The sequence below is a fragment of the Isoptericola sp. NPDC019571 genome (assembly GCF_044389385.1).
In the GTDB taxonomy this organism is placed as follows: domain Bacteria; phylum Actinomycetota; class Actinomycetes; order Actinomycetales; family Cellulomonadaceae; genus Isoptericola; species Isoptericola nanjingensis.
On sequence record NZ_JBIRXZ010000003.1, the window covers coordinates 381,294 to 402,715 of the forward strand.

Genomic DNA, 21,422 nt, shown 5'->3' on the forward strand with positions numbered 1-21,422 from the left:
ACCCTCTCTATCTCGGCGAGGGGACCTCTCTATCTCGCGGATCAGGGCTCTCTATCTCGCGGTCAGGCGCGGAGCCAGACCGTGGTGTCGGCGGGGACGCGCGTCTGCGGGTCGGCGGAGCGGTCGGTCATGACCGGGCCGGAGGCGAGCAGCACCTCGGCGCCGCGGGGCAGGAGCACCGGCTCGGCGCCGAGGTTCGCCAGCACGACGACGTCCTGGTTGCGCAGCGCGACGACGTGCGTCGAGTCGGCCCAGGCGTCCAGCCACGCGAGCGCGCCCTGGCCCAGGCCCTCGGCCTTGCGCAGCGCGAGCGCGGCGCGGTACGTCTCGAACGTCGAGCCCGCGACGCCGTACTGCGCGTCGGCGGCGTAGCGCGCGAACGACGCGGGCTGCGGCAGCCACGGCTCGCCGGCGGGCCCGAAGCCGTAGCCGGGGGCGTCGGCCGCCCACGGCAGCGGCACGCGGCAGCCGTCGCGGCCGGCCTCGGCGCCGCCCGTGCGGAAGTGGCCGGGGTCCTGACGGACCTCGTTCGGCAGGGAGGTGTGCTCGGGCAGGCCGAGCTCCTCGCCCTGGAAGAGGTAGGCGGACCCGGGCAGGCCGAGCATGAGCAGGCTGGCGGCGCGGGCGCGGCGCAGGCCGAGCTCCTCGTCGGGCTGCGGGTCGGTGGCGAAGACGCCGTTGACCTTGAGGGACGGGTCGGCGGAGCCGAGCCGCGACGGGTGCCGCACGACGTCGTGGTTGGACAGCACCCAGGTGGTGGGCGCGCCGACCTCGTCGTTCGCGCGGTACGACGCCTCGACGACGGTGCGCAGGGCGGCGGCGTCCCAGCCGGTGGTGAGGAACGAGAAGTTGAACGCCTGGTGCATCTCGTCCGGGCGCACGTAGCGGGCGAGGCGGCTGAGCGGCTCGACCCACGCCTCGGCGACGAGGCAGCGCTCGCCGTCGTACTCGGCGAGCACCCGGTGCCAGGCGCGGTAGATCTCGTGCACGCCGTCCTGGTCGAACATCGGGCCCTGGTTGCCGGCGCCCGTGGAGCCGTCCTCGGGGGCCCCGGGGTCGGTGACCGGGGCGTCGTCGTCGGCCGAGCCGGCGACCATCTCCACGTGGCCGTCCCAGTCGGGCAGGCCGTCGGCCTTGATCATGCCGTGCGCGACGTCGACGCGGAACCCGTCCACGCCCCGGTCGAGCCAGAAGCGCAGCACGTCCTCGAACTCGGAGCGCACCTCGGGGTTGGTCCAGTCGAGGTCGGGCTGCGTCGAGTCGAACAGGTGCAGGTACCACTGCCCTGGCGCGCCGTCGGGCCCGGTGACGCGCGTCCAGGCGGGGCCGCCGAAGATCGACTGCCAGTTGTTCGGCTCCTGCGAGCCGTCGGCGCCGCGGCCGTCGCGGAACATGTACCGCGCGCGCTCGGGGGAGCCGGGGGCGGCGGTCAGCGCCTCCTGGAACCAGGCGTGCTGGTCGGAGGTGTGGTTCGGCACGAGGTCGACGATCACGCGGATGCCGCGGGCGTGGGCGCCGGCGAGCAGGTCGTCGAAGTCGGCGAGGGTGCCGAACAGGGGGTCGACGTCGCGGTAGTCGGCGACGTCGTAGCCCGCGTCGTTCTGCGGGGAGCGGTAGAACGGGGACAGCCAGACGGCGTCGACGCCGAGCGTCTCGAGGTGGTCCAGCCGCGCCGTCACGCCGGGGATGTCGCCGATGCCGTCGCCGTTCGCGTCGGCGAACGAGCGCGGGTAGACCTGGTAGATCACGGCGTCGCGCCACCACTGCCGCGCGTCGCCGCTCCCGGCGTGGACGACGGCGCCGGTGCGGAGCAGGCCGCCCGTGTCGTCACCCGTGTCGTCGGTCGCCGTCGGGACGGGTGCGGGCTGGGTGGAGGTCATCGCTGGCTTCCTCACCTGATCGGGGTCGGGGTCGGCACGGTCGGTCGATCCGTGTCAGACCGTCGAGTGTAAGCGTTGCTGCAAGAGTTGCAGCAACGACCCCGAAAATGCGACCCCTCAGCCCTTCGGCGCGGCCCCCGTGGAGCCCCGCACGACCAGCTCCGGCGCGAACAGCAGCTCGGTGCGGGTGGCCCGCTCGCCCTGGATCTCGGTGAGGAGCGCGCTCACGGTGGCCCTCGCCATGGCCTCGACGGGCTGCCGGACGGTGGTCAGCGGCGGCTCGGTGAACGCGATGAGCGGCGCGTCGTCGTACCCGACGACCGAGACGTCGTCGGGCACCGACAGCCCGCGCGACCGCGCGGCGCGCACGGCGCCGAGCGCCATGAGGTCGGAGGCGCAGACGACGGCCGTGTGCCCGGCGTCGAGGAGCTCGGCGGCCGCGGCCTGCCCGCCCTCGAGCGTGTACAGGCTGGAACGCACGTGCTCCCGGGCTGCGGCCTCGTCGTCGGCCAGGCCGTGCCGCACGAGCGCGGCGAGGAACGCGGCGAGCTTGCGCCGCGAGGGGACGTACCGCTCGGGGCCGATCGCGAGGCCGATCGTGCGGTGGCCCAGGGTGACCAGGTGCTGCACCGCGACGTCCACGCTCGCGGCGTCGTCGGGCGAGACGAACGGCGCGTCGATCCCCGGTGCGTAGCCGTTGACCAGCACGATCGGCACGCCCTGGCTGCGCAGCATCGAGTAGCGGGTGTGGTCCGCGCGGGTGTCCGCGTGCAGGCCGGAGACGAAGACGATGCCGTCGACGGAGTGGTCCACCAGGGTGCTGACGTACTCGTCCTCGGTGGTGCCGCCCGGCGCCTGCGTGCACAGCAACGGCGTGTAACCGCGCTGTGCGAGGATCGACTCGATCGCCTGCGCGAAGGCCGGGAAGACCGGGTTGGTGAGTTCGGGGACGATGAGGCCGACGAGGCCCGCGGAGCGGCCGCGCAGCACCGAGGGGCGCTCGTACCCGAGGACGTCGAGCGCGGCGAGCACGGCCTGCCGGGTGGAGCTGGCCACGCCCGGCTTGCCGTTGAGCACGCGGGACACGGTGGCTGTCGACACGCCTGCCTGCTCCGCCAGGTCGCTCAGTCGGGTTCGCACCCGAGGAATCGTAGGGGACACGGGACCTCCTCGTCCTGGGGTGGGACGCCGGCGGGTCGGCCGCCGGTCGCCTGCGCGTCGCCTCCTTGTTGCCGCGCGTTGCTGAAAAGTTATCGCAAGATCTTGCATACCGCTGCAACGGTCCGTACGTTGTGGGCATCAAGGGCCCCGCGACGAGCGCGTCGCGTGGGCCGTCCACCGATGACAGCTGGGAGTAACCACGATGCGAAGGAGCATCCTTCTCGCCTCGGCCCTGGCCACCACCCTGGCCCTGACGGCGTGCGGCAGCGGCGAGCCGAGCGGCGACTCGAGCGCGGACGCGGACGCGAGCGCCAAGCCCTCGGCCTCGGGCTCGCTGACGGTCTGGGTCGACGAGACCCGCGAGGCCGCGGTGACGACGGCCGCCGAGGCGTACGAGGCGGAGTCCGGCGTCGACGTCGAGATCGTCCAGAAGAACTTCGAGGACATCCGCGCCGACTTCCTCGCGCAGGTCCCCACGGGCGAGGGCCCCGACATCACCGTCGGCGCCCACGACTGGCTCGGCGAGTTCACCGCGAACGGCGTCGTCGCGCCGATCGAGCTCGGCGACAAGGCGGGCGACTTCATCCCGGTGTCGGTGCAGGCGTTCACGCAGGACGGCCAGGTCTACGGCCTGCCGTACGCGATCGAGAACATCGCGCTCATCCGCAACACGGAGCTCGCGCCCGAGGCGCCGAAGACCTACGACGACATGGTCGCCGCGGGGAAGAAGGCCGGCACCAAGTTCCCGTTCCTCATCCAGTCGGACGGCGACAAGGGCGACCCCTACACGTACTACCCGTTCCAGACGTCGTTCGGCGCGCCGGTCTTCGAGCAGAACGACGACGGCTCGTACCGGCCGGAGCTCGCCCTCGGCGGCGAGAACGGCGAGGCGTTCGCCACGTGGCTCGGCGAGCAGGGCGACGAGGGCAACCTCAGCATCGACATCTCGTACGACATCGCGGTCGAGGCGTTCGCCAAGGGCCAGTCGCCGTTCGTCATCGGCGGTCCGTGGATGCTCGAGCAGTTCAAGGACCTCGACCTCGCCGTCGACCCGATCCCTGCGCCGGGCGACCAGCCCGCGCAGCCGTTCGTCGGCGTCCAGGGCTTCTACGTGAGCGCGCAGAGCAAGAACGCCCTGCTCGCGAACGACTTCCTCGTCAACTACATGTCGACGCCGGAGGCGCAGACGGCGCTGTTCGAGGCCGGCGGTCGCCCGCCGGCGCTGGTCGAGGCCGCTGACGCGGCGTCCGAGGACCCGCTGGTCGCGGGCTTCCGCGAGGTCGGCGCCTCCGCCGTGCCGATGCCGTCCATCCCGGAGATGGGCTCGGTCTGGTCCTTCTGGGGCGTCACCGAGGCGAGCATCATCTCGGGCAAGGCCGACGACCCGGTCAAGGCCTGGAACAAGATGGTCTCCGACATCGAGGGTGCGCTCGGCTGATGTCGCGTGCCCGCTACAAGGGCGCCGAGGCCGGCTCCGGGACGTTCTCCGGAGCCGGCTTCGCCGTCAAGCTCGTGCTCATCGCGCTCGTGGACGCGCTCGGCGTCTTCGGCGTCCTCGCCGCGTGGCGTGCCGGGTCGTGGGGGATCCTCGCGGCCATGGTGGCGCTGCTCGTCGCCGCGAACTGGGTGTACTTCACCAAGCGCGCGCTGCCGCTGAAGTACATCCTGCCGGGGCTGGCGTTCCTGCTCGTCTACCAGGTGTACGTCGTCGGCTACACCGGCTACGTGGCGTTCACCAACTACGGCGACGGCCACAACTCCACCAAGGAGCAGGCGGTCGACGCCCTCCTGGTGCAGAACGAGCGTCGCGTCGAGGGCTCGCCCGCCCTGCCGCTGACGGTCGTCGAGGACGGGGACGGCGAGCTCGGCTTCGCCGTCGTCGAGGACGGCGCCGCGGAGGTCGGCACCGCCGAGGAACCGCTCGCGGCCGCTCCCGACGCGACGATCGACGCCGGCGCGGTGACCGAGGTGCCGGGCTGGACGGTGCTCGACCGCGCGACCGTGCTGCAACGGCAGGACGAGGTCACCACGCTGCGGGTGCCGGTGTCCGACGACGCCGCCGACGGCTCGGTGCGCACCCAGGACGCCCGGACGGGCTACGTCTTCCAGCCGGTGCTGGAGTACGACGAGGCCGCCGACACGATGACCGACACGTCGACCGGCGTGGTGTACACGCCGAACGACGACGGGCAGTTCGAGTCCGCCGACGGCGAGACGCTGCCCGTCGGCTGGCGGGTCACGGTGGGCTTCGAGAACTTCGCGACGGCGTTCGGCGACGAGCGGTACGCGGGCCCCTTCGTCAAGATCCTGCTGTGGACGTTCGCGTTCGCGGTGCTGTCCGTGGTGACGACGTTCGCGCTGGGCATGTTCCTCGCGATGGTCTTCAACGACCCGCGCCTGCGGGGGCGCAAGGTCTACCGGACCCTGATGATCCTGCCGTACGCGATGCCGGGGTTCCTCGCGGCCCTGCTGTGGTCCGGCATGCTCAACAAGAGCTTCGGCGTGATCAACCAGGTGCTGCTCGGCGGGGCCGCGATCCCGTGGCTCACGGACCCGTGGCTGGCGAAGCTGTCGGTGCTCGGGGTCAACCTCTGGCTCGGCTTCCCGTACATGTTCCTCATCTGCACGGGGGCGCTGCAGTCGCTGCCGGGCGACGTGTACGAGGCGGCCCGCATCGACGGCGCGGGCAAGTGGCGCACGTGGCGCTCGATCACGATGCCGCTGCTGCTGGTGGCCACGGCCCCGCTGCTCATCTCGAGCTTCGCCTTCAACTTCAACAACTTCACCCTGATCAAGATGCTGACGGGCGGCGGGCCGCGGTTCGACGACGCGTCGGTGCCGCTCGGGCACACGGACATCCTCATCTCGATGGTCTACAACGTGTCCGGGCTCGACGGCTCGGCGCCGCGCGACTACGGCCTCGCGAGCGCGCTGTCCATCGTGATCTTCGTGGTGGTCGGGGTCATCTCCGCCATCGCGTTCCGCCAGACCCGCAAGCTCGAGGAGCTGAGCTGATGACGACGTCGACCGACCGCGCGGGCTCGCGCCGTGGGACCGCGGCGCCGGGCACGGGGCAGCAGGTGCTGCGGCACCGCATGAAGCCGGGCCGCTGGGCCCGGGAGCTGGGCTGGCGGCACGTCGTCGGAGTGCTGGCGGTGCTGTACGCCGTCTTCCCGATCGTCTACGTGGTGTCCGCCTCGCTGTCGCCCACCGGCACCCTCACCGGGTCGAACGAGCTGTTCGCGCAGGTCAGCGGCGTGAACTACGCCGAGCTGGGCGACACCAAGTTCTGGACGTGGATGGGCAACACGCTCGTCATCGGCGTCGCGACGGCCGTGGGCACGGTGCTCATGGGTGCGGCCGCGGCGTACGCGTTCTCGCGCTTCCGGTTCGCCGGACGCCGCCTCGGTCTCACGTCGCTGCTGATCATCCAGATGTTCCCGCAGATGCTCGCGTTCGTCGCGATCTTCCTGCTGCTCATCTCCCTCGGCGAGGTCGTCCCGGCGCTGGGCCTGAACTCCAAGCTCGCGCTGATCTGCGTCTACCTCGGTGGCGCGCTGGGCGTGAACACGTTCCTCATGTACGGGTTCTTCAACACCGTGCCGCGGGAGCTCGACGAGGCGGCCAAGATCGACGGCGCCTCGCACGCCCAGGTGTACTGGACGATCATCCTGCGCCTCGTGACGCCGATCCTCGCCGTCGTGGCGCTGCTGAGCTTCATCAGCACGTTCGGCGAGTTCATCATCGCCCGGGTGGTGCTCCAGTCGGAGTCGAACTGGACGCTCGCGGTGGGGCTGTACGGCTGGGTGTCGTCGCTGCTCGAGGCCAACTGGGGCCTCTTCGCGGCGGGTGCCGTCCTGTCGGCGATCCCCGTGCTCGCGCTGTTCCTCTTCCTGCAGAAGTACATCGTGGGCGGCCTGACGGCGGGCTCCGTCAAGGGCTGACGGGCGGCCGCCGCGAGGTTCGCGCGGATCGACCTGCGATCCACCCGCGATCCTTGTGGCGGCCGTCACAGCACGGTCCTAGCCTGGGCGTCATGACCGACGACTCGCGCTCCTACTCCCCGGACCTCGCGCGCCTCACCGACGCCGCCGACGACTCGTTCTCCGTGCGCCGTGCGTACGGCGAGCCCTACGAGCACCAGGGCCAGCTGATCATCCCCGTCGCCAAGGTGTGGGGCGGCATCGGCACCGGCTCCGGCGGCGGCGCGGGCAACGGCTCCGCGAACGGCGCCGGCACCGGGTCGGGCAGCGGCTCCGGCCGCGGCACCGGCCAGGGCAAGGGCGACGGCAGCGCCCCGGGCTGGCGCCGGTCGTTCAGCGTCGGCTCGGGCGGGGCGGACGCCGCCTCCGACGAGTCCACCGCCACGACGGAGGCCGCCGACGCGCCGCGCGGCAGCGGGTCCGCGCGCGGCGACGCGTCGGGCGAGGCGCAGGGCGACGCCAAGGGCGAGCTGCAGGGCGAGGCCCACGGCGAGGGGCACGGCGAGGGCGGCGGCGGAGGCGGCGGCTACGGGCTGCGCGTCAAGCCGCTCGGCGTCTTCGTGGTCTCGGCCGAGGGCACGCGCTACCAGCCGGTGCTGGACCTCAACAGGGTGATCCTCGGCGGTCAGGTCGTCGGGATCGCCATCGCGCTCGCCGCCGGGTGGGCGATCGGGCGCCGCCGCCACTGACCGTCGTCCCGCGTCGGTCGGGCGGGCAGCCCGCCGGACCGACGAGAGGACGACATGACCACGCACGCCACCCCGACCACCGCTCCGAGCACCGCCCCGGGCGCCGTCCGCGCCCTCCTGGACGCGCCCCACCACGACGGCTCCGCGCTGTTCGCCCCGACCGCGACGCCGGCGCTCGGCGACGAGGTCACCGTGCGCGTGCGGGTGCCGAAGGGGGCGGGCGTGCGCGACGTCCGCGTCCGGACCGTGCGCGACGGCGAGCCCCGCCTGCTGCCCGCGCGCCGCGACGGCGGCGACGCGCACGAGGACTGGTACGCGGCCGACGTCGTCGTGCACCACCCGGTGACCTCGTACCGCTTCTTCCTCGACGTGCCGGGCGGCTACCGCTGGCTCGACGGGCGCGGGGTGCACGACCGCGAGGTGCCCGACGCCGCGAGCTTCCGCCTCACCACCCACGCGCCGGCGCCCGGGTGGCTGCGCGACGGGCTCGCCTATCAGGTCTTCCCCGACCGCTTCGCGCGCTCCGCAGCGGCCGACGGCCGGGACGTCCCGGGATGGGCCGTGCCCGCCGCGTGGGACGACGAGCCCGCCGGCTCCGGGCCGCTGGCCGGCACGCAGCTCTTCGGCGGCGACCTCGACGGCGTCGCCCTGCACCTCGACCACCTCCAGGCGCTCGGCGTACGCACCCTCTACCTGACGCCGGTCTTCCCGGGCCGGTCGAACCACCGCTACGACGCGGCGACCTTCGACCACGTCGACCCGCTGCTCGGCGGCGACGCCGCGTACGCGCGCCTGGCCCGGGCCGTGCACGACCGCGGGATGCGCCTCATGGGCGACGTGACGACCAACCACACCGGAGACGGGCACGAGTGGTTCGCCCGGGCGCTCGAGGACCCGGCCTCGCCCGAGCGCGGGCTGTACCTGTGGGACGACGGCGGGCCCGACGTCGTGCGGCCGGACGGCGGGGACCCGTACGTCGGCTGGCTCGGGCACGGGTCGCTGCCCAAGCTCGACTGGGCGGCCGACGAGACGTGGCGGCGCATGGTCACCGGGGAGGACGCCGTGATCGCCCGGTACCTGCGCGAGCCGTTCGCCCTCGACGGGTGGCGCGTGGACGTGGCCAACATGACCGGGCGGCGGGGGAGCGCGGACCGCACGCACGCCGTCGCGCGGGCGCTGCGCGAGCGCATCCTCGCGGAGCGTCCCGACGGCGCGCTGGTCGCCGAGCACTTCCACGACGCCGCCGGGGACCTCGCCGGCGACGGGTGGCACGCGACCATGAACTACGCGGGCTTCACGCGCCCGGCCTGGTCGTGGCTGGTGCCCGAGGGCTCGGACGTGTCCTTCCTCGACCTTCCCGTGCCGGTGCCGCGCCGTCCGGCGGCCGCCATGGTGGAGACGATGCGCGAGGTCGCGGCCCTGGTGCCCTGGCAGGTGGCAGCCACGCAGTGGAACATGCTGGGCTCGCACGACACGCCGCGGCTGCGCTCGATCGTCGGCTCGCGGGAGCTGGTCGAGGTCGCGGCGACGCTGCTGTTCACCTACCCGGGCGCGCCGGTCGTGTTCGCGGGCGACGAGGTGGGCGCCACCGGCACGAACGGGGAGCACGCCCGCACCACGATGGCGTGGGACCAGGCCGCGCGCGGCGGCGGCCCGCGGTGGGACGCCGCGACGCTGGACGTCTACCGGAGCCTGTCCGCGCTGCGCTCGTCGTCCGGCGCCCTGCGCGACGGCGGCCTGCGCTGGGCCGCCGTGCACGACGACGCCGTGGCCTACCTGCGCGAGACGCCTCACGAGCGCGTGCTCGTGGTGCTGGCCCGGGCGCCGTGGCCGGGCGTGCGCCTGCCGGGACACCTGCTCGCGCCCGGCGCGGAGCCGGAGGTGCTGTACGGCGGCCTCCCCGTGCGCGCGACCGCGGACGGCCTGGCCGTCGCCGGCGACGGGCCGGGCGTCGCCGTCGTCCGCCTCGCCTGACGGCGACCATGCACCTGTGCAGCCTCTGAGCGCTCAGAACGTGCACAGGTGCATGGTCCGCGCGGGCGGTCGTGGCAGCATCGGAGCGTGCCCCACGACCTGGACCGTGACCTGGACCGCATCGCCGTCATCTCCGACGTCCACGGCAACCTCGGCGCGCTGGAGGCCGTGCTCGCGGACGTCGGGGCCCGCGGCATCACCCGGGTGGTCAACCTCGGCGACGACGCGGGCAAGGGGCCGCGGGGCAGCGCCGTCGTCGACCGCCTGCGCGAGGTGTGCGAGGCGGACGTCCGCGGCAACTGGGACGACTTCCTGCCGCACCTCGAGGACGATGCGCCGGCGGAGATGGCGTGGTGGCGCGACGAGCTGCGACCGGACCAGCTCGCGTGGCTCGGCGACAAGCCCCTGAGCCATGACCTGCTGCTGTCGGGACGCCGCGTGCGGCTGTTCCACGCGTCGGCCACGAGCGTGCACACGCGCGTGCACTTCCACCACACGCCGGAGGAGTTCGCAGGCATGTTCGCCGCGACGGACCTCACCGGGCCGGGGCCGGAGCCCGCGGTCGTGGGGTACGGCGACGTGCACGACGCGTACCTCGAGACGCGGCACGGCCGCACGCTGTTCAACACCGGGAGCGTGGGCAACCCGCTGGACGACCCGACCCCGGTGTACGTGATCCTCGAGGGCGTGCCGGACTCTCCGGACCCTGCGCCGTTCGGCGTCCAGCACGTGCGCGTGCCCTACGACGTCGAGACCGAGCTCGCCGTCGCGCGCGAGCGGGGCATGCCCCGGTACGCGGAGTGGGAGCAGGAGCTGCGGACGGCGGTCTACCGCGGTCGGGTCGTCACGGCGTCGTGAGTCGGGGCGTCGGCGGGGCTCGCTAGGCTGCCCCCGTGCAGACGTTCGAGCAGGGCGCATTCGACGCCGACGTGCTGGGTCCGGCGGCGCGCCCGGACACGGGCGAGGAGTGGCTCGGCTCGTACACGGACCAGGACACCGAGCGCTGGTACCCCGAGCCGCCCAAGTCGAAGCACCGGACGGCGTTCGAGCGCGACCGCGCCCGCGTCGTGCACTCCTCGGGCCTGCGTCGTCTGGGTGCGAAGACGCAGGTGCTGGGGCCCGGCAGCGACGACTTCGTGCGCACGCGGCTGACGCACTCGCTCGAGGTGGCCCAGGTGGGGCGGGAGATGGGACGCGCGCTCGGCTGCGACCCGGACCTCGTGGACACCGCGTGCCTCACGCACGACCTCGGCCACCCGCCGTTCGGGCACAACGGCGAGCGGGCGCTCGCCGAGGTCGCGGAGGGCATCGGCGGCTTCGAGGGCAACGCGCAGACGTTGCGGCTGCTCACGCGGCTGGAACCCAAGATCTTCGCCGGCGACGGCTCGCCGCGAGGCCTCAACCTCACGCGCGCGAGCCTGGACGCCAGCGTGAAGTATCCCTGGGCGTTCGGCACCGGCCCCGCGCGCCCGGACGGCGCCCCGACGCCGAAGTTCGGCGTCTACCCGGACGACCGGCCGGTCTTCGAGTGGCTGCGGCGCGGGGCGCTCGGCAGCCGGGTGCGGTGCATGGAGGCGCAGGTCATGGACCTCGCCGACGACATCAGCTATTCGGTGCACGACGTCGAGGACGCGGTCGTGGGCGGCCGGCTCGACCTGCGGGTGCTCGACGACGCGGACGAGCGGGCGCGCGTCGCCGCGCACGTGCGCGCCTGGTACGGGAGCTGGCACGAGCCCGACGCGATCGACGCGGCGCTGTGCCGGCTGCGCGACACCGGCTACCTGGTGACGGACTTCGACGGCTCCCGCCGGGCGCTCGCCCGGCTCAAGGACGCGACCAGCCAGCTCATCGGCCGGTTCAGCGGGGCGGCCCAGGACGCGACGCGCGAGGTGTTCGGCGACGGCCCGCTCACCCGCTACGTGGCGCGGCTCGTCGTGCCGCAGGAGACGGCGGACGAGATCCTGGCGCTCAAGGGCGTCGCGGTCGCCTACGTCATGGCGCCGCGCGAGTCCGAGCCGGTGTACGGCGCCCAGCGCGAGATCGTCGGCGAGCTCGTCCACGTCCTGGCCGACCGCGCCCCCGACGTCCTGGAGACGCCGTTCGCCGCCGACTGGCGCGCCGCGGCCGACGACGATGCGCGGCTGCGCGTCGTCGTCGACCAGGTCGCGTCGCTCACCGACGTCTCGGCCCTGCAGTGGCACGAGCGGCTCGTGCGGCAGGACTGACTCCGTCGGTCGTCAGGACTGCTCGGCCATCCACGCGTCGCTGGCGCGCTGGACGTCCTCGGACGTGACGTCGTCGGCCACCTGGGCGAAGAACCACCGGTGCCCGGCCGGGCAGCGCACGGCCGCCTGCCGGAAGCCCGGGAACCAGTCGCCGGGCTCCTGCGTGCTCGTCGCGCCCGCGGCGACCGCACGGGCGTGCGCGGCGTCGGCGTCGTCCACGTTCAGCGTGAACGAGCCGGTGGTCGGGCCGTCCGGCTCGGGCACCACCGCCCCCTCGGCCGGGAACGCGGCGGCGACGGTGAACGTGGACGAGCCGGCGGCGGTGGAGATCCGCAGGTCGGAGTGGATGATCGCGTCGCCCGCGGTGATGGTGTCGATCACCTCGGCGCCCAGGCCGGCGACGTAGAAGTCGATGGCGGCGCGCGGGTCGGCGACCGTGAGGTTCGGGTGCAGCGGTGACAGGTCCATGGCTCTCCCTCCAGCGTGCGTCCGGGCGGTCCCGGCGTGCGTTCCCATGCTGGTGTCGGCGGGTGGGTGCAGTCTTGGAGGAATGCGACAGGTGTTCGAACAGCGCCCGACGGCGACCACCCGCGGGCTGGTCGACCCGGCCGCGGCCCGCGGCGGGTTCACGCTCGTGCGCCTCGACCCGGCGCCCGACCTGGCGGACCTGGTGGAGCGGCACTGGGTGGTCCGCTGGGACCTGCCGCCCGGGGCCGAGTTCACGCAGGTCGTGATCCCGCACCCCAACGCCAACGTGGTGGCCGAGGTCGACGGGTTCGCCGTGCACGGGATCCCCGGCGGACTGTTCTCGCGGACGCTGCGGGGATCGGGCGCGGTGCTGGGCACCAAGCTGCGCCCGGGCGCGCTGCGGGTGCTGCTCGGAGGTCCGGACGTCCTGCGTGCGGGCCTCGTCGCGCCGGCCGCCGCCGCGCTGTCGGGCACGCGCGGACCGACCGCGCACGACGTCGAGGCCGCCGGCCGCCGGGCGGTGGACGCCGCGCGGGCGGGCGACGACGCCGCGGCGGTCGCGGCCGTCACCCCGGTGCTGCGGGCCGCGGCCGCCGGGTGCCGGACGCCGCGGTCGGCGCTCGCCCTCGACCGCGTCGCCCGCGTGCTCGGCGCGGTGGTCGCGGGGGAGCTGGGTCCGGACGCCGGGGTCGCGGACCTCGCGGACCTGGTGGGCACCACGCCCCGCTCGCTGCAGCGGCTCTTCGCCGACTGGGTCGGCGTCAGCCCCAAGTGGGTGCTGCAGCGCCACCGGGTCCACCTCGCCGCGGACCTGGTCGCCGCCGACCCCGGCCGCCCTCTCGCCGAGGTCGCCGCCGCCGTCGGCTACTACGACCAGGCGCACCTGAGCGCCGACTTCGCGCGCGCCCTCGGGACGCCGCCGGCCGCCTACGCCCGCCGGTGCGCCGCCTCCCGCGCAGCGCTCGCGGCGGCCCTCGGTCCCGCCGCCCGCCCGGCCCCGGGGATCTCCGACCTGGTCGCCGCCGGGCGCGCATAGACTCAGGGCCGTGGCGGGACTGATCAAGCGCGAGGACGTGGAGGCTGTACGCGAACGCGCACGGATCGAGGAGATCGTCTCCGCCCACGTCACCCTCAAGCCCGCCGGCGTCGGCTCCCTCAAAGGTCTGTGCCCCTTCCACGACGAGCGCACGCCGTCGTTCCACGTCCGGCCGGGCGTCGGGCGCTGGCACTGCTTCGGCTGCGGCGAGGGCGGCGACGTCATCTCGTTCGTCCAGAAGATCGACGGGATGGGGTTCACCGACGCCGTCGAGTTCCTCGCCGACCGCGCGGGCGTGCAGCTGCGCTACGAGGACTCCCGCACCGGCGCCGCCGCCGACCGCGGCCCGCGCGAGGAGCCGGGCAGGCGGCAGCGCCTGATCGAGGCGCACAAGGTGGCCGCAGAGTTCTACTCCGAGCAGCTCTTCGGCCCGGGGGCGCAGGCCGGGCGGGCGTTCCTCGCCGAGCGCAGCTTCGACCGCGCCGACGCCGAGCACTTCGGCGTGGGCTACGCCCCGACCGGCTGGGACGCGCTGCTGCGCCACCTGCAGGGGCGGGGCTTCACGCAGGCGGAGCTCGTCGCGTCCGGGCTGGTCAGCCAGGGCCAGCGCGGCATCTACGACCGGTTCCGCGGCCGCCTCGTGTGGCCCATCCGCGACGTCACGGGAGCGGTGATCGGCTTCGGCGCGCGCCGCCTGTACGACGACGACCAGGGGCCGAAGTACCTCAACACCCCCGAGACGTCGCTCTACAAGAAGTCCCAGGTCCTGTACGGGATCGACCTGGCCAAGAAGTCGATCGCGCAGGGCAAGCGCGTCGTGATCGTCGAGGGCTACACGGACGTCATGGCCGCCCACCTGTCCGGGGTGGACTCGGCGGTGGCGACCTGCGGCACCGCGTTCGGCGGCGACCACGCCAAGGTGGTGCGCCGGCTGCTCGGTGACACCACGGCCGGCGGCGGCCTGCAGCTCGCGTCGGGGGCCTCGCTGGGCGGCGAGGTGATCTTCACGTTCGACGGCGACGCCGCCGGGCAGAAGGCCGCCGTGCGCGCGTTCGGCGAGGACCAGCGGTTCCACGCCCAGACCTTCGTCGCCGTCGAGCCCGGCGGCATGGACCCGTGCGAGCTGCGCATGGCCCGCGGCCCCGAGGCCGTGCGGGCGCTGGTCGACGGGCGCCAGCCGCTCTTCGAGTTCGTCATCCGCACCACGCTCGACACGTTCGACCTCGACACGGTCGAGGGGCGCGTGGGGGCGCTGCGCGCGGCCGCGCCGCTGGTCGCCGGGATCCGCGACCGGTCGATGCAGCTCGGGTACTCACGCTCCCTCGCGCGCTGGATCGGCATCGACACGGAGGACGTCCGCCGGGAGGTCGCCCGGGCCGCCACCGCGCCGTCGCGCGGCTCGCGCCAGGACCAGCGCCAGGACCAGCGCCGGGACGCGCGCCCCGAGCCCGAGGCGGTCCCAGCGACGCCCGTCCTCGCCGCGCCCGACCCGCGCGACCCGGTGGCCCGGCTGGAGCGACAGGCGCTGATCGTCGTCCTGCAGTACCCGCAGCACGTGCCGGCGTCGTTCGACGAGCTCGGTGAGGACGCGTTCGGCGTCCCCGCCTGGCGCGCGGTGCACGACGCCGTGCGCGCCGCGGGCGGAGTCGCGGCCGGCCGTGAGGTGGGCGGTGGCCGGTGGGTGGAGACCGTGACCGAGCAGGCGCCCGAGACGGTCGTGCCGCTGGTCACGGAGCTCGCGGTCGCGCCCGTGCCCGAGGACCGCGAGGCGGTCATCGGGGCGTACGTGGCCGACGTCGTGCGCGCCCTCGTGGACCTCGGCCTCACGCGCCGGATCGCGGACGCGAAGAGCCGCCTGCAGCGGCTCGACCAGGAGAAGGACCCGGCGGCCTACCAGCAGGCGTTCACCGACCTGCTCGCCATCGAGCAGCAGCGACGCACGCTGCGGGAGCGCAGCGAGTCCTGACGTCCTCCCTGGACGGTCACAGGCTTCTCGTCAGGAACAGCGAGTCGCCGTGGACGGCGTCCGGCCCCACGCGGCCGGACTCCACGAAGCCCACCTTGGCCAGCACCCGCAGGGACGCGGTGTTCCAGTCGCGGACGGTCGACCACAGGCGCCGGTAGCCCGACTCCCGCGCCCAGCCGACGACGGCCTCCGCGGCCTCCGTCGCGTACCCGGCTCCCCAGGTGCGCCGGAGCAGCTCGTACGCCAGCTCCGGCTCGTGAGGGCCGACGGCTCCGTCGATCAGCCCGCAGTACCCGACGACGTCGCCCTCGCGCCGGCGCTCCACGGCCAGCAGCCCGAGCCCCGGTGCGCGGGAACCGTCGCGGATCCAGGCCTCCATCTCCTCGAGGGTGGGACGGCCCGCCTCGTCGAGGCGGCGGTGCGGCGGGACGCGGGGGTCCCGCTCGGCCCACAGCTCGCGCTGGACGACCGCCTCCGGGACGCGCCAGGGGCGCAGCAGCAGCCGGTCGGTCTCGAGCACGGTCTCCGGCCCCTGCGCCGACAGGACTCCCATCCGCCGACCCTAGCGGCCGGCGGAGGGGAGCCCGGTGTCGGGGCCGGCGTCGGGTCCCGGTGTCGCGTCAGGTCACCGCAGGTGTCGCGCGAAGAACCGCCCCGCGTCGTCGCCGGCGAACGCCGGTACGCCGGTGTGCCCGCCCAGGTTGGCCTGCAGCGTCTTCTCCGTCGAGCCGAAGGCGTCGAACAGGTCCAGGGCCGCCTGGCGGTCGTTGCCCTCGTCGTCCCACTGCAGCAGGACGTGCACGGGGATCGTCACCCGGCGGGCCTCGTCGACCGTGGACCGGGGGACGTAGCTCCCGGCGAACAGCCCGGCGGCCACGATGCGGGGCTCGACCACCGCCAGCCGGACGCCGACGGCGATCACGCCGCCCGAGTAGCCGACCGGCCCGTCGACCTCGGGCAGCGCGAGCAGCGCGTCCAGGGCGGACCGCCACTCGGGGACGGACCGGTCGACCAGGGGGAGCACCAGGCGGTCGACGACGTCGTCGGGGACCGGCTCGCCGGCGGCGAGCGCCGTTCGCAGGTCCGCCCGCGCCTGGTCGGCGCCGGGGAGCGGCGGGCGGCTGCCTGCGCCGGGGGCCTCCAGGGCGACCGTCGCGATGCCGGCGGAGGCGGTGTGCCGGGCACGCCCCGCGAGCCGCGGATACATCCGGTCCATGCCGAGCCCGCCGGGCTGGCCGAGCAGGATGAGGGGAGCGGGGGCGGCCGGCGTGGCCGAGGCCGGCGTCCAGAGGAAGCCGGGGATGTCGTCGAGGGTGAAGCGGCGCTCGAGGACGTCGTCGTCGAGCTGCTGCTCGGCGGTGAAGGTCAGTGTCGAGCTCGGTGTCGAGCTGGGGGTGGCGTTCATGGTCGTGCCTCTCGGGAGTACTGAGCGAACGGCGCTCCCGGGCGACCTACCGCCCGACCATGACTCCGTGGAGGAGCACCTGTGTCGATCCGTTCACGGGTACCACCTCCTTGCTCTGTCTCGCACGGCCTCCGCGAGGCTAGCAGCGGGCGCGGTGCGTGCTCAACGAGTTTCGGTCACGGTCAGGGCTGACCCGAAGGTGCGAGGCTGCCGTGCACCATGGCGCGGGCGAGCCGCCGGGTGGTGGCGGCGTCGGCCGGGACGGCGCCGGTGACCAGCGTCAGCAGCGCACCGCCGTAGAGCACGACCAGCGTGGGTACCGCCGCCGGGTCGACGTCGAGGCCGGTGTCCGCATGCATCGCCGCGGTGAGGTCGGACGCCTGGGTGGCCAGCGCGGCGAGGGCCTCGGCGAGCGCCGGCCGGCGACGGGCCTCGAGCTGGAGCTCGGCGATCGCGAGGTAGCGGTCGCGGTGCCGTGTCGCGGCGTCGAGCAGCGAGGCGGCGAGGAGGTCGGTCATCCGCTCGAGCGTCTCGGCGCGGCCGTCCTCGCCGGCGAGCCGGCCGCCACCGAGCGGCTCGGCCGTCACGGACGCCTCCGTCGCGGCCCGGGCGTCGGCGAGGTGCAGCTCCACGATCCGCTGGGCCGTGGCGACCAGCAGCTCCTCGCGGCCGCGGAAGTAGTTCGCGGCGGTGCCGGCGGGGAGCCCTGCGGCGCGCTCGACCGACCGGTGGCTGAGGCCGTGGACGCCCGCGTCGACGAGCAGCGCGACGGCGGCGTCGGTGAGGGCGCGGCGGCGCTCGGGGTTGGTCCGGGGCACGGGCGCCAGTATGGCAAGATCGATACCACCACGCACGTAGTGGTATCGACGAAGGGCGGAGGGCGGCATGGCAGGGGCGGCGATCGTGGTCGGCGGCGGCATCGGTGGGCTCGCGTCGGCCGTCGCGCTGGCGGAGGCGGGCTGGGTCACCACCGTGCTCGAGCGGGCGCGCCGGCTGGGCGAGGTGGGCGCGGGGGTGGCGCTCACCCCGAACGCGGTCGCCGCGCTCGGCGGCCTGGGGTTCGACGACGACGCGGTCGCGGGCCTCGGCCCGCGCACCTGGGCCACCGGTACCCGGGACTGGCACGGTCGGCCGATCCTGCGCCTGCCCGACGACCCCGGCCTGCGTGCGACCACCGCCCTGCGCGGCGTCCACCGCGCGCGACTGCACGGCGCGCTGCTCGAGCGGGCCCGCGCGCTCGGCGTCGAGGTCGTCGCGGACGCCCGCGTCACGACCGTCGTCGCGGGCGCCCCGGGCGGTGCGCGCGCCGTCGTGCACCACGCGGACGGTGCGGGCGCGGAGCGGGCGGGCGAGGCCGACCTCGTCGTCGGCGCGGACGGCGTGCGCAGCGCCGTGCGCGCCGCGCTCTACCCGGGCAGCCGGCCCGCGTACTCGGGGTTCTCGAGCTGGCGCGCGGTCGTGCCGGGCCTGGCGGCCGGGCCGGGCCTGCTGCAGTACTGGGGCCCGCACGCCGAGTTCGGCACCATGCCCGTGTCCGGCGGCGCGACCTACTGGTACGGGTACGTGCGCATGCCCGAGGGTGCGCGGCTGGACGACGAGCACGGCGCAGCCACGGACCGGTTCGCGGGCTGGGCCGACGAGGTGCGGCGGGTGATCTCCGCGACGCCCCCGGAGGCGGTGATCCGGCACGACGTCCTGCACCTGCCCGGAGGGCTGCCGCGCTACGTGCGGGGCCGCGTCGTCATGGTCGGCGACGCCGCGCACGCCACCCTGCCGACGATGGGCCAGGGGGCGGCCACCGCCCTCGAGGACGGCGTGTGCGTGGGCCGGATCGTGGCGGCCGGCGTCGCCGCGGGTCAGCCCTTCGGCGAGGCGCTCGCGGCGTACGACGCCGCGCGCAGGCCGCGGTGTCGGGCGCTCGCCCGCGCGTCGGTGGCCAGCGGCCGGTTCGGCTCCCACCTGGGCCCGCGCGGTCAGGCGCTGCGCAACGCGGTGATGCGGCGGCTGCCGGCCGCCGCCGTCACCCGCGGCGCGCGCGCCGTCATGGGCTGGACGCCGCCCGCCCTGCCGTGAGCGGTCAGGCGGCGGCCTCGGTGCGAGCGCGGCGCTCGCGGGCCTCCTGCAGGTCGGCGGGCATGAGCGTGGCGAGCACCACCAGCACCACGGCCACGGCCACCAGGAGCACGAAGACGAGGTGGATCGCGGACATCAGGCCCGGGCCCACCGGCGTGCCGTCCGGGCCGAGGGTCGTGCGCGCGTTGACGATCGCGCCGCAGACGGCGACGCCCACGGCGGAGCCGAGGGAGCGCGCGAACATGTTGGTGCCCGTCACCGCGCCGCGCTCGGTGAACGACGCCTGCGACTGCGCGGCGATGAGCGTGGGTACGGCGGTCAGGCCCATGCCCGCGCCGATGACGAAGCACGCGCCCGCGACGGCGACCACCGACGAGCCGGACGCGAGCAGCAGCGTGAGCGCCGTGCCCACCACGACGAGCGACGTACCGATCATCGCCGTGTACCGGAAGCCGATGCGCAGGTAGAGGCGGCCCGCGTTGGACGCGGAGAGCGGCCAGCCCACGGTCATCGCGGCGAGCGCGAAGCCCGCGACGAGCGGTCCGGTGCCCAGCACGCCCTGGGCGTAGATCGGCACGTACGTCGACAGACCGAGCACGACGACGCCCACGAGCAGCGAGACCGCGGTCGACACGCCCACCACCCGGCGGCGCAGGATGGCGAGGTCCACGATCGGGTGCCGCGTGCGGCGCGCCTGCACGCCGAACGCGGCGAGCAGCAGCACCGCGACGGAGAAGACCACGACCGACGGCAGCGAGCCCCAGCCCCACCGCGTGCCGCCCTCGAGGAGGCCGAGCAGCAGCATCGTGCTGCCGCCCGCGAGGAGCGCGGCGCCGAGGTAGTCGATCGGCTCGCGCTCGCCGGTGCGCGGGGCCTCGTGGTACCGGCGGGCCAGCATCCAGGCGGCGAGCGCGCACAGCGGGATGTTCACCCAGAAGATCCAGCGCCAGCTCGTGAACTGGGAGAACACGCCGCCGAGCGTCGGCCCGACAACGGCGGAGATCGCCCACACGGACGCGAGGTAGCCCTGGGTCTTCGCCCGCTCCTCCAGCGTGTAGATGTCCGCGGCGATCGTCATCGACACCGGCATGACGGCCCCCGCGCCGAGCCCCTGCACCACACGCCCGGCGATCAGCACGCCCATCGTCGGGGCCGCGCCGGCGAGCACCGACCCCGCGAAGAACAGCGCGACACCGACGAGCATCAGCCGCTTGCGGCCGAGCACGTCGGCCAGCCGCCCGAACACCGGGGTGCTCACGGCCTGGGCGAGCAGGTACGTGGAGAACAGCCAGGGCAGCTGGTCGAACCCGCCCAGCTCTCGCGCGATGGTCGCCGACGCCGTGGCGATGATCGTGGCGTCGAGCGCGACGAGCGCCGTCGAGAGCATCAGCGACAGCAGGATGGGGCCGCGCTCGGAGCGCAGGCCGACAGAGACATGACCGGTCGTGGGCACGTGAGGCACAAGCCCGCAGGCCGTGGCGGGTATTCCCGGTACCCGCCGGTCGACTGCGAGAGACTGGGGGCGTATCCCCACGATCTCGAAGGACGCCCCGTGACCCTGCCCGGCCTCTCCGCCACCCCGCTGTACCTCGACTGCGACACCGGTGTCGACGACTCGCTCGCGCTCGCCTACCTGCTCGCCTCGCCCGAGGCCGACCTGGTCGGTGTCGGGAGCGTCAGCGGCAACATCGACGCCCGGCAGGGCGCCGTCAACACGCTCGACCTGCTGGCGCTCGCGGGCCGGCCCGACGTCCCTGTCGCCGTGGGGGCCCATGACCCGCTGGCGGGCAGCTACGACGGCGGCGCGCCGTCGGTGCACGGCCGCAACGGCGTGGGTGACGTCGCGCTGCCGCCGTCCGGACGGGAGGTCGGGGGGGAGTCGGCGGTCGAGCTGCTGCTCCGCCTGTCGCACGAGCACGCCGGCGCCCTGCGCGTCGTCGCCGTCGGTCCGCTCACCAACCTCGCCCTCGCGCTCCGCGCCGACCCGACGCTCCCGGCGCGTGTCCGGGACCTGACGATCATGGGCGGGGCGGCCCTGCACCCGGGGAACGTGACGCCGGTCGCCGAGGCGAACATCGCGAAGGACCCGGAGGCGGCCGCCGAGGTGCTCGCGGCCGACTGGGACGTCACCCTCGTGCCGCTCGACGTCACGATGGCCGACGTGCTCGAGGAGTCCGACCGCAAGGCGCTGCTCGAGGCGGGCACGGCGCTGGCCCCGTGGCTGGGGGAGGTGCTCGACCTGTACTTCGGGTTCCACGTGGACACGTTCGGCCGCCGCTGCTCGGCCCTGCACGACCCGCTGGCCGCCGCGATCGCGACCGGCGGCGTGACGCCGACGCTCGCGCCGCGCGTCCCGGTCGTCGTCGACGCCACCGCCGGCCCCGGCCGCGGCCAGACGGTGTGCGACCTGCGCGGCCGGTACGCCGGATACCCCGACGTGCCCGGAGCGCGCACCCGCGTGGTCCTCGCCACCGACGCGCCGCTCACCCCGCACCTGATGGAGCGCCTGCTGACCCTCTGACCGGGCACGACGAAGGCCCCTGTCCTGCACTGCAGGTCAGG

The 21,422-nt window shown here is 74.6% G+C and carries 18 protein-coding genes; 11 read left to right on the forward strand and 7 right to left on the reverse strand.

The window, feature by feature from the left end:
* Positions 1-62 precede the first annotated feature (62 nt).
* Positions 63-1,880 carry a glycoside hydrolase family 13 protein gene (locus ACH443_RS07530; RefSeq protein ID WP_430589934.1) on the reverse strand — a complete coding sequence of 606 codons (1,818 nt, stop codon included), beginning with the start codon at positions 1,878-1,880 and terminating at the stop codon, positions 63-65.
* 117 nt (positions 1,881-1,997) lie between these two features.
* Complete coding sequence (locus ACH443_RS07535; RefSeq protein WP_429764171.1) at positions 1,998-3,020, reverse strand: LacI family DNA-binding transcriptional regulator; 1,023 nt, start codon at positions 3,018-3,020, stop codon at positions 1,998-2,000.
* A 223-nt stretch (positions 3,021-3,243) separates the two neighbouring features.
* On the opposite strand from ACH443_RS07535, the gene ACH443_RS07540 reads away from it, so the two are divergent.
* The 7 genes from ACH443_RS07540 (at position 3,244) to ACH443_RS07570 (ending at position 11,912) form a co-directional block, all read left to right on the forward strand.
* Positions 3,244-4,479: a sugar ABC transporter substrate-binding protein gene (locus tag ACH443_RS07540; protein WP_429764172.1), complete on the forward strand. Its 1,236-nt coding sequence runs from the start codon at positions 3,244-3,246 to the stop codon at positions 4,477-4,479.
* Complete coding sequence (locus ACH443_RS07545; RefSeq protein WP_430589935.1) at positions 4,479-6,056, forward strand: ABC transporter permease subunit; 1,578 nt, start codon at positions 4,479-4,481, stop codon at positions 6,054-6,056. Before ACH443_RS07540 ends, ACH443_RS07545 begins: the two co-directional genes overlap by 1 nt.
* Positions 6,056-6,985 (forward strand): sugar ABC transporter permease, encoded by a 930-nt coding sequence (locus ACH443_RS07550; protein WP_430556689.1) that lies wholly within the window; start codon positions 6,056-6,058, stop codon positions 6,983-6,985. The genes ACH443_RS07545 and ACH443_RS07550 overlap by 1 nt, the downstream gene beginning before the upstream one ends.
* A gap of 92 nt (positions 6,986-7,077) precedes the next feature.
* Positions 7,078-7,713 carry a hypothetical protein gene (locus ACH443_RS07555; protein WP_429764175.1) on the forward strand — a complete coding sequence of 212 codons (636 nt, stop codon included), beginning with the start codon at positions 7,078-7,080 and terminating at the stop codon, positions 7,711-7,713.
* 54 nt (positions 7,714-7,767) lie between these two features.
* Entirely contained in the window at positions 7,768-9,687 is a 1,920-nt protein-coding gene (locus tag ACH443_RS07560) for a glycoside hydrolase family 13 protein (RefSeq protein WP_430589936.1), read from the forward strand.
* An 87-nt stretch (positions 9,688-9,774) separates the two neighbouring features.
* Positions 9,775-10,545, forward strand: coding sequence for a metallophosphoesterase family protein (locus ACH443_RS07565; protein WP_430589937.1), 771 nt, complete (start codon positions 9,775-9,777; stop codon positions 10,543-10,545).
* Between the two features lie 74 nt (positions 10,546-10,619).
* Positions 10,620-11,912 (forward strand): deoxyguanosinetriphosphate triphosphohydrolase, encoded by a 1,293-nt coding sequence (locus tag ACH443_RS07570; protein ID WP_430556722.1) that lies wholly within the window; start codon positions 10,620-10,622, stop codon positions 11,910-11,912.
* A 12-nt stretch (positions 11,913-11,924) separates the two neighbouring features.
* Here ACH443_RS07570 and ACH443_RS07575 read toward each other — a convergent pair whose 3' ends face one another.
* A complete protein-coding gene (locus ACH443_RS07575; protein ID WP_430589938.1) occupies positions 11,925-12,380 on the reverse strand; it encodes a VOC family protein in 456 nt (151 codons plus the stop codon).
* Between the two features lie 91 nt (positions 12,381-12,471).
* Here ACH443_RS07575 and ACH443_RS07580 point away from each other — a divergent pair, with 91 nt between their 5' ends.
* Complete coding sequence (locus ACH443_RS07580) at positions 12,472-13,416, forward strand: helix-turn-helix domain-containing protein (protein ID WP_429764179.1); 945 nt, start codon at positions 12,472-12,474, stop codon at positions 13,414-13,416.
* A 10-nt stretch (positions 13,417-13,426) separates the two neighbouring features.
* Positions 13,427-15,382 carry a DNA primase gene (dnaG, locus tag ACH443_RS07585; RefSeq protein WP_430556684.1) on the forward strand — a complete coding sequence of 652 codons (1,956 nt, stop codon included), beginning with the start codon at positions 13,427-13,429 and terminating at the stop codon, positions 15,380-15,382.
* Between the two features lie 16 nt (positions 15,383-15,398).
* Here the strand turns inward: dnaG and ACH443_RS07590 are convergent, their stop codons facing one another.
* The 3 genes from ACH443_RS07590 to ACH443_RS07600 form a co-directional block, all read right to left on the reverse strand.
* Positions 15,399-15,935, reverse strand: a complete 537-nt coding sequence (locus ACH443_RS07590; protein WP_430589939.1) for a GNAT family N-acetyltransferase — start codon at positions 15,933-15,935, stop codon at positions 15,399-15,401.
* Positions 15,936-16,007: 72 nt separating this feature from the next.
* Positions 16,008-16,787, reverse strand: a complete 780-nt coding sequence (locus tag ACH443_RS07595; protein WP_430589940.1) for an alpha/beta hydrolase — start codon at positions 16,785-16,787, stop codon at positions 16,008-16,010.
* Between the two features lie 182 nt (positions 16,788-16,969).
* Positions 16,970-17,605 (reverse strand): TetR/AcrR family transcriptional regulator, encoded by a 636-nt coding sequence (locus ACH443_RS07600; RefSeq protein ID WP_430589941.1) that lies wholly within the window; start codon positions 17,603-17,605, stop codon positions 16,970-16,972.
* 67 nt (positions 17,606-17,672) lie between these two features.
* Between ACH443_RS07600 and ACH443_RS07605 the strand changes: the two genes are divergently transcribed.
* Entirely contained in the window at positions 17,673-18,860 is a 1,188-nt protein-coding gene (locus tag ACH443_RS07605; protein ID WP_430589942.1) for an FAD-dependent monooxygenase, read from the forward strand.
* Positions 18,861-18,864: 4 nt separating this feature from the next.
* On the opposite strand, the gene ACH443_RS07610 is transcribed toward ACH443_RS07605, so the two are convergent.
* The gene (locus ACH443_RS07610) at positions 18,865-20,313 is read right to left on the reverse strand and encodes an MDR family MFS transporter (protein ID WP_430589943.1); all 1,449 of its coding nucleotides are present in this window, start codon (positions 20,311-20,313) and stop codon (positions 18,865-18,867) included.
* Positions 20,314-20,412: 99 nt separating this feature from the next.
* Between ACH443_RS07610 and ACH443_RS07615 the strand changes: the two genes are divergently transcribed.
* Positions 20,413-21,381: a nucleoside hydrolase gene (locus tag ACH443_RS07615; protein WP_430589944.1), complete on the forward strand. Its 969-nt coding sequence runs from the start codon at positions 20,413-20,415 to the stop codon at positions 21,379-21,381.
* Positions 21,382-21,422 lie beyond the last annotated feature (41 nt).

Bases quoted from the DNA above. Each gene is read 5' to 3' on its own strand.
- ACH443_RS07530 (WP_430589934.1), bottom strand. From the start codon at position 1,880: ATGACCTCCACCCAGCCCGCACCCGTCCCGACGGCGACCGACGACACG.
- ACH443_RS07540 (WP_429764172.1), top strand. From the start codon at position 3,244: ATGCGAAGGAGCATCCTTCTCGCCTCGGCCCTGGCCACCACCCTGGCC.
- ACH443_RS07545 (WP_430589935.1), top strand. From the start codon at position 4,479: ATGTCGCGTGCCCGCTACAAGGGCGCCGAGGCCGGCTCCGGGACGTTC.
- ACH443_RS07550 (WP_430556689.1), top strand. From the start codon at position 6,056: ATGACGACGTCGACCGACCGCGCGGGCTCGCGCCGTGGGACCGCGGCG.
- ACH443_RS07555 (WP_429764175.1), top strand. From the start codon at position 7,078: ATGACCGACGACTCGCGCTCCTACTCCCCGGACCTCGCGCGCCTCACC.
- ACH443_RS07560 (WP_430589936.1), top strand. From the start codon at position 7,768: ATGACCACGCACGCCACCCCGACCACCGCTCCGAGCACCGCCCCGGGC.
- ACH443_RS07575 (WP_430589938.1), bottom strand. From the start codon at position 12,380: ATGGACCTGTCACCGCTGCACCCGAACCTCACGGTCGCCGACCCGCGC.
- ACH443_RS07590 (WP_430589939.1), bottom strand. From the start codon at position 15,935: ATGGGAGTCCTGTCGGCGCAGGGGCCGGAGACCGTGCTCGAGACCGAC.
- ACH443_RS07595 (WP_430589940.1), bottom strand. From the start codon at position 16,787: ATGAACGCCACCCCCAGCTCGACACCGAGCTCGACACTGACCTTCACC.
- ACH443_RS07605 (WP_430589942.1), top strand. From the start codon at position 17,673: ATGGCAGGGGCGGCGATCGTGGTCGGCGGCGGCATCGGTGGGCTCGCG.